Below are 7,753 nucleotides of genomic sequence, written 5' to 3' on the forward strand. Positions count from 1 at the left end.
GCGACCGACCCCGCCACCCCCGTGCCGCCGCGCGCCGGCCCGCGGCAGTGGTTCGCGCTCGCGGTCCTCATGCTGCCCGTGCTCGTCGTGTCCATCGACAACACGGTCCTGTCGTTCGCGCTGCCGCAGATCTCCGTCGCGCTCGCGCCGACCGCGCAGCAGCTGCTGTGGATCGTCGACATCTACCCGCTCATGCTCGCGGGCCTGCTGGTCACCATGGGCACGCTCGGGGACCGCGTCGGACGGCGCCGCCTGCTGATGATCGGCGCCACCGGGTTCGGCGTCGTCAGCCTGCTCGCGGCGTTCTCGACCGACGCGACGCACCTCGTCGCCGCCCGGGCCCTGCTGGGGCTGTTCGGCGCCACCCTCATGCCCTCGACGCTGTCGCTGCTGCGCAACGTCTTCCTCGACGACGACCAGCGGCGCCTCGCCATCGCGATCTGGGCGGCCGGGTTCTCCGGCGGGTCGGTGCTCGGCCCGATCGTCGGCGGCTGGCTGCTGCAGCACTTCTCGTGGGGCTCGATCTTCCTGCTCAACGTGCCGGTCGTGCTCGTGCTGCTCGTCGCGGCGCCGCTCGTGCTGCCCGAGTCGCGCAACCCCGGCTCGGGGCGCCTCGACCCGGCGAGCGTCGTGCTGTCGGTCGTCGCGATGCTGCCGCTCGTCTACGGCATCAAGCGCCTCGCGTCGGCGGGCGTCGACGCGCTGGGTGTCGCCGCGCTGGTCGTCGGGCTCGCGATGGCCGTGGTGTTCGTGCGGCGGCAGCGCACGCTCGCGTCGCCGCTGCTCGACGTCGGCCTGTTCGGGCGGCCCGTGTTCTCGGCGTCGGTCGGCGCCAACTTCACCGCGTCGTTCGCGCTGGCCGGCCTCGTGCTGTTCCTGTCGCAGCACCTGCAGCTCGTCGTGGGCCTCGACCCCGTCGAGGCCGGGCTGTCGCTGCTCCCCGGCGCCGTCGCGTCGATCGTGGCGGGCCTCGTGGCCGTGCGGCTCGCGCGGTCGTTCCCGCTGTGGGCGCTCGTGCCCGTCGGCATGCTGCTGGCCGCGGGCGGCTACGCGCTCGGCACGCTGCTGGGCACCGACCACCGCACGGGCGTCGTCGTCGCGACGTTCGCCCTGGTCGGCGCGGGTGTGGGGCTCGCCGAGACGCTTACCAACGACGCGATCCTCGCGTCGGTGCCGCCCGAGCGCGCGGGTGCCGCGTCGGGGATCTCCGAGACGTCGTACGAGCTCGGTGCGTCGCTCGGCGTCGCGGTGCTCGGGTCGGTGCTCGCGGCCACCTACCGCGCGGACCTCACGCTGCCCGCGGGCCTGACGGCCGAGCAGTCCGCCGCGGCGGGCCAGACCCTCGGCGGCGCCGTCGCGCTCGCGAAGGACCTGCCCGACGCGGTCGGTGGCCCGCTGCTCGTCGCGGCGCAGGACGCGTTCGCGCACGGCGTCGCGGTCACGTCCGGCATCGGCGCGGTCGCGGTCGGCCTCGTCGCCGTGGTGGTCGGCGTCGTGCTGCGGCGGCACCGCGGAGCCGGCCACCGCTGAGTCGGCCACCGCTGAGTCGGCCACCGCTGAGTCGGCCACCGCTGAGCCGCCGCCGAGACCCGCGCGCGGCGACCGGCCGGGGGTGGAGGGCCCCCGGCCGGCCGCCGCGCGCGTCAGTCCGCGAGCAGCGCCTCGACCCGCTGCACCTTGGCGTCCAGCTCACCGGTGTGACCGGGGCGGATGTCGGCCTTGAGCACGAGCGAGACGCGGTGGCCGTGCGCGCCGACGGCCTCGGTGGCGCGGCGCACGACGTCCATCACCTCGGCCCACTCGCCCTCGAGCGTCGTGAACATCGCGTCGGTGCGGTTCGGCAGGCCCGACTCGCGGACGATGCGGACGGCGTCGGCGACGGCCTGGGACACGGACTCACCCGCACCGAGCGGGGCGACGGAGAAGGCGACGAGCATGCGCCCACCCTGCCCCTCGCGGAGCGGTGCGTCCACCTGGTCGGACGTTGGGCGGGCACGCGGCGACCCGTGCCGCGCGCCGCGTCGCGCACCCCGCGAGTGGCGCGCGTCGCCCGTCCGACCCCTGCCGCTGACCGCCCGAGATGTGGGACCCTGTCGGTGCGACGACCGCACCCCGCGCGGGCGGGCGTGCCGCCGTCCCACCCGCCCCTGCTGTGCGAGGAAGGCCCGGCCGCGACATGCCCATCTTCGAGCTCGACGACGGACGTCCGCGCCTCGTCCAGCCGATGCAGCCCCTGGCGGGGTCGTTCGCGCAGGAGGTCACCGCACTGCTCACGCACCACCTCGCCGCCATCGCGGGCGAGCCGCTGTTCGTCGTGCGCGCGCGGGGTGCGTCGGACCGCGCCGACCTGCCGGAGCTCCTCGCGCTCGACGCGTCGGGGCGCCCCGTGGTTGTCGAGGTCGCGCAGGTGCTCGACGACGAGGCGGTCGTCGCGGCGCTGCGCCACGGCGGCGCCGCCGCGCGCATGACGACGACCGACCTGTCCCGCGCCTACCACGCCGACCCGGGCCGGTTCGCGGTCGACTTCGCGGCCTTCCGCGAGCAGGTGCCGTTCGGTGCGGGCGCCGGCCGCGCGCCCGGCGGCGTGCGGCTGCTGCTGCTGTGCTCCGAGGTCGCGGCCGAGACGGTCGACACGCTCGGCTACCTCCGTGCGGGCTCGCACCAGGTCGACGTGCTGCAGGTCGGGGTCGTGCGCGGCGACGAGCGTCGCCTGCTGGAGGTGTCGCCTCTCGCGCTGCACGAGGTCGCGCGGCGCTCGGTCGAGCCGACGGCCCTGCGCCTGGTGCGCTCGAGCGAGGGGTTCGCGTCGATGGCCTACGAGCCCGAGCGTGGCCCGGGGTCGCCCCCGGCGCGTGGTCGCTCGCTGCCGACCGGCGAGCTGCGCGCGGTCACGCCCCCGACGCCCGACGATCCGCCCGCGCCGACGCCGATCGGCCGACGCGGCAGCGTCACCGAGCCGACCCCGCTGCCGTTCCGCACGGCGGGCCCGACGGTGCGGACGCCGCAGGACCCGCCGGCGCCCGGCGCCGCGGGCCGGCCCGACCTCGACGCGTGGCCGCGCGACGTCGGCTCGTCGAGGCTCGAGGGGCCGCCGACGCTCACGCCCGTGGCGGGGCTGCGGGCCGCCGCGCTCGAGGGCGCGGGGCAGCGTCCCGACGTCCCGGACCACGTGGTGACCACCGCGCCGACGTTCGGCCGCCCGACGCCCGACGGCACGACGACCGACCGCACGACGCCCGACGACGGGACGGCCGCTCGCGGGACCGGCGACGGCCCGACCGGCGACGCCGCGGCGACGTCGCCGCGCGGGTGGGCCGTCGTCACGGACGCCCCTGCGACCGACCACGGCAGCCCGTCCGGCGCGGTGGACGCGACACTCTCGCTGCCCGGCGACCCGACCCCCGGGGCGCGCCCCGAGCGGTCCGACTGGCCGTTCCCCGAGCTCGCGACGCTCGCCAAGCGCCGGCGCGCCGTCACGACGCTCGTGTGGGCGCGCGAGCGGCGCGGTCAGCGCTTCACGGCGACGCTGCGCCCCGACGGCATGATCGAGCTGCCCGACGGCACGGTCGTGCAGGACCCGGACGTCGCGGCGGCGGCGGTCTCGGGCGTCGAGGGCGCCGACGGCTGGCGCGCGTGGCGCCTGGGTGACGGCGGCCCGACGCTCGCGGAGGCCACGGGCGCGCTCTGACGCGCCGGGCCGGCGGCCGGCACGCCGCCCCGCAGACGTGGCCGACGCGCCGCCGGCTCAGGCCCAGCCGCTTAGGCCCAGCCACTCAGGCCCAGCCGCTCAGGCCCAGCCGTACGACGCGAGCCAGCGCGTGAGCTCGGCGTAGAACCGTTCGCGCGCGGGACGTGCCGACAGGGTGAGGTCGTGCATGCCGCCCGCGACGCGCACGAGCGTGACGACGGGTCCGAGCTGCACGGCGCGGTGCGCGATCGCGTCGGTGTCGAGCACGACGTCGGCCGAGCGCATCTCGTCGCTCCACCGCGGGCTGATGAGCGTCCGGTCGGAGATCGCGGTGAACACCGGGACGTCGATCTGCAGACCGCGTGCGACGGCGGCGTGCCCGACCATGACGGCGCTCAGCCACCCGGCGCGCACGGGGAACGAGGGCGTGGGGCGCCAGCGTGCGTCGAACGTCCAGTCGCCGCCGGTGGCGACGTCGATGGTGCGCGCGTAGTAGCCGGGGTCGATGTTGGGCAGCGCCGCCTTGGGGCTGAACCGGGCGAGCCGGCTGATGGCCGGCGCCGACAGGTGGCGGGCCAGCGAGGACCCCTGCAGCTCGAGCCACGGCGAGTTGAGGATCAGCCCGCGCACGACGCCCGGGTGCCGTGCCACCCACAGGCTCAGCACGAGACCGCCCGTCGAGTGGCCCATGAGCATGACGCGGGCGACGGGCCCGAGCTCGGCGCGCACGACGTCGAGCGCCGCTCCGATGTCCTCGTCGTAGGTGCGCAGGTCGTCGACGTACCCGGGGGTCTGGTGGTCGCGCAGCGAGCGCCCGTACTTGCGCAGGTCGAGCGCGTAGAACGCGGCGCCCTGCGCGTGCCAGTACCGCGCGAGCGGGGTCTGGAAGAAGTAGTCCGACCAGCCGTGGACGTACAGCACGGCACGCGCCGGGCGCAGCTCGGGGTCGGGCGCGTAGCGGACGAGCGTCGCGGTGACCTCGCCCTCGTCGTCGTCGGCCAGGTCGAGGCGGCGTGCCTGGAACCCCTCGCCGAGCGCGTCGGGCGACCAGTCCGTCGTGAGAGCCGCGCCGTCCCAGGCGGGCGTGTCGGGCGGTGCGGGGCGCTCCGGCGCGGCCGTGGGGGCCTGCGCCGCGGCGTCCGCTGCGGTGTCCGTGGCGGCGTCGGTGCTCGGCTCGGGCGTCACGTCACACCTCGAGGACGATCTTGCCGACGTGCGCGCCGGCGTGCAGCCGCGCGAGCGCGTCGGCCGCGCGCGCGAGCGGGAACGTCGAGTCGACGACCGGGCGGACGCCGGTCCGGGCCAGGAACGCGAGCACCTGAGCGAGCTCGTCGCGCGTGCCCATCGTGGCGCCCACGATGCTGATCTCCTGGAAGAACACCTTGGTGAGCGACGCGGGCTCCGGGTCGCCCGAGGTCAGTCCCGCGACGACGATCCGCCCACCGGGGCGCACCGAGCGCACCGAGTGCTCCCACGTGGCCTTGCCGACGGTCTCGAGCACGACGTCGACGCGCCCGACGCGCGCACCCGGTTCGACGGCCTGCGCGGCACCGAGCGCGAGCGCGCGCTCGCGCTTGCCCGCGTCCCGCCCGGTGACGACGACCTCGAGCCCCGCCGCGGCGCCGAGCTGCACGGCCGCGACCGCGACGCCGCCGCCCGCGCCCTGCACCAGCACGCGCTGCCCCGGCTGCGCCGCGCCCGAGCGGAACAGCATCCGGTACGCCGTGAGGTACGCGGTCGGCACGCACGCCGCCTCGACCCAGCTCAGCCCGGCGGGCTTGTCGACGACGTTCCACGCGGGGACCGCGACCCGCTCGGCGAGCGTCCCGGGGTACCGCTCGGACAGCAGCGTGCGCGGCTCGTCGGCCGGGACGCCCCGCCCGTCGGGCCCCCCGACGACGGCGTGCACGACGACCTCGCGCCCGTCCGCGGTGACGCCCGCGGCGTCGGTGCCCAGCACCATCGGCAGCTGCTCGGCCCGCAGGCCCACGCCGCGCAGCGACCACAGGTCGTGGTGGTTGAGCGACGCCGCGCGCACGTCGACCGTGGTCCAGCCGTCGGGGGTCGTCGGCTCCGGGGCGTCCCCGACCTCGAGCCCGGACAGCGGGTCGTCGGGGGAGAAGGACACGACGCGCGTGGAGAGCATGCCTCACGCTAGCCCGCGGCCGGTCGGGTCACGACGGGACGGGGGCCACCGGCGTGCCGGGCGGCCCGCCCGCCGGACCCCCCGGGCGGCCGGGTCGGCTCAGAGCAGCGGCAGCATGCGCCCCAGGTCCGGCACGGCCTCGGACGTCCAGCGCGGCTGCAGGGCGAGCGCGAGCTCGTCGACGTCGTACGGCGCGCGGCCCGCCGCGAGCCGCACCCACCGGCGCGCGTCGGCGACCTCGAGGTCCCAGCCCCCGCGGGCCCGCACGATCGCGAGCAGCTCGTCGGCGACGAGCGCGAGCGCGCCGGGGTCCACGGGGTCGGGCGCCGCGTCCGCGCCGGGCGCGCGGCGCACCGAGCGGTACAGGTCGTCGCCGTGCACCACGAGCTCGACCACGCGGGACACGGTCATGGTCGACAGCCGCGCGGGACCGCGGCGTGCCTGCACCACCGGGTCGGCGGGCAGCAGCGCGTCGAGCGTCGCGAACGCCGCGGTCGCGGACCTCGTGACGTACCCGACGGGGTCGGCGGCGTGCTCGGCGGCGAGCGCGCGCGTCGTCTCCGCGACGTCGGCGGCGCGGCCCGCGTAGGTGCCGAGGTACTCGCCGAGCGACAGCGGGACGGTCCCGTCGGGCAGGGGCGTGCACACCGCGAGGGCGTCCATCGCCCGGCCCAGGTGCGCCCACAGCTCGACGACGCTCCACCCGTCCAGCACCGACGGCTGCCGCCCGAGTCGCGGGTCGGCCATGTGCTCGACCCACCCGTGCAGGCGGTCCCACTGGGTCCGCAGGGCGGTCGCGGCGGTCTGGACGTCGGCGGGCATGCGCCCCATCGTGCCGTGCGGCGTGGCGACCGGCCACGCCGTCCGCCGGGCGGGCGGCACGGCCGGGGTGTCGGTGCCGGGGCGCGCCGCCGACGCCCGGTGCTCCCCGACGCTCGGAGGGTCGTCGCGCGGACGTCCGCCGGTCAGTCGTCGTCGGGGTGCACGACGTCCCACGTCGCGAACGGCACGAACCCCGCGGCCCGCGCGAGCCCGACGGACGCGGCGTTGTCGAGCTGACAGCGGTACAGCGGCTCGTGGCCCCGCCGCAGCGCGTGCGCGGCGAGCGCGAGGACCGTGCGACGGCCCAGCCCGCGCCCGCGGTGCCCCGGCAGGGTCAGCACGCCCGTGTCGGCGAGCGTCGTGCCCGCCCACGGGTAGGTGCTCGCGGCGCTCACGAGCCGCGGACCGTCGGCGGATGCGACGAACGCCCCGACGACGAGCCAGTGGTCGAGCTCGACGTACGCCTCGTCGAGGTCGTCCTCGGGGGCCGCCGCCGCGAAGGCCGCGAACGCGTCGGCGTCGGCGGCGGTGAGCACGCGCACGTCCGGGTCGGGTGCGGACGCCCGGAGCGCGTCCAGCGCGGCCACGGGCAGGTGGAAGACGTGGTCGGCGCCGTTGAGCGCGATCCCGGCCGAGGCCAGCGCGGCGGTCAGCGCGGCGGACCCCACCGTGCCGCCGTCGACGAGCCGAAGGGCCGCGGCGACCTGCGGTGTCGCGCGCACGACACCACCCGTACCGGTGGGGTCCAGGACCGAGAACCGGCGCGACGCGGGCAGGTCGGCGTCGACGACGACGCGGTACGTCCCCGGCGCGGCCGGCAGGTCGGCCGGTGCCAGGCCCGCGAGCCAGTGGTCGGTGACGGCGGTCGAGAACACGGGACTCCCCGGGGCGGTGGGTGCTGGGTGGGCCGTCGGCGCGTGCGCCCCGCGACCCGCTCGGTCGGACGCGACCCTAGGTGCCCACCCCCGCGGGCGGCGACGTCATTCCCCCGTCCGCTGCTGTCCACCGCCGTCGTCGAACGCCGGGTCGTGCCGTTCCCGCACGGCCAGGAGCGGCGCGAGGCCGCGTTCGGCGGGTGGTTCGGCCCGGTGCGGGGG

At 77.4% G+C, this 7,753-nt stretch carries 7 protein-coding genes; 2 read left to right on the forward strand and 5 right to left on the reverse strand.

Going from position 1 to position 7,753, the window contains the following annotated elements; all coding sequences use genetic code 11:
* The coding region (locus tag ATM99_RS16210) for an MFS transporter (protein ID WP_062103879.1) at positions 1-1,530 on the forward strand (1,530 nt) is incomplete at its 5' end.
* A gap of 113 nt (positions 1,531-1,643) precedes the next feature.
* On the opposite strand, the gene ATM99_RS16215 is transcribed toward ATM99_RS16210, so the two are convergent.
* Positions 1,644-1,937, reverse strand: coding sequence for an MTH1187 family thiamine-binding protein (locus ATM99_RS16215; protein WP_062103883.1), 294 nt, complete (start codon positions 1,935-1,937; stop codon positions 1,644-1,646).
* A gap of 239 nt (positions 1,938-2,176) precedes the next feature.
* On the opposite strand from ATM99_RS16215, the gene ATM99_RS16220 reads away from it, so the two are divergent.
* The gene (locus ATM99_RS16220; protein WP_062103880.1) at positions 2,177-3,688 is read left to right on the forward strand and encodes a hypothetical protein; all 1,512 of its coding nucleotides are present in this window, start codon (positions 2,177-2,179) and stop codon (positions 3,686-3,688) included.
* 99 nt (positions 3,689-3,787) lie between these two features.
* On the opposite strand, the gene ATM99_RS16225 is transcribed toward ATM99_RS16220, so the two are convergent.
* The 4 genes from ATM99_RS16225 to ATM99_RS16240 form a co-directional block, all read right to left on the reverse strand.
* Complete coding sequence (locus ATM99_RS16225; protein WP_082659941.1) at positions 3,788-4,873, reverse strand: alpha/beta hydrolase; 1,086 nt, start codon at positions 4,871-4,873, stop codon at positions 3,788-3,790.
* 1 nt (position 4,874) lies between these two features.
* Complete coding sequence (locus ATM99_RS16230; protein WP_062103881.1) at positions 4,875-5,834, reverse strand: zinc-binding dehydrogenase; 960 nt, start codon at positions 5,832-5,834, stop codon at positions 4,875-4,877.
* A 99-nt stretch (positions 5,835-5,933) separates the two neighbouring features.
* A complete protein-coding gene (locus tag ATM99_RS16235) occupies positions 5,934-6,656 on the reverse strand; it encodes a maleylpyruvate isomerase N-terminal domain-containing protein (protein WP_062103885.1) in 723 nt (240 codons plus the stop codon).
* Between the two features lie 143 nt (positions 6,657-6,799).
* Entirely contained in the window at positions 6,800-7,531 is a 732-nt protein-coding gene (locus tag ATM99_RS16240) for a GNAT family N-acetyltransferase (protein WP_062103882.1), read from the reverse strand.
* Positions 7,532-7,753: the final 222 nt, after the last annotated feature.

Origin of the sequence: Cellulomonas sp. B6 (assembly GCF_001462455.1) — a bacterium.
Classification (GTDB): domain Bacteria; phylum Actinomycetota; class Actinomycetes; order Actinomycetales; family Cellulomonadaceae; genus Cellulomonas.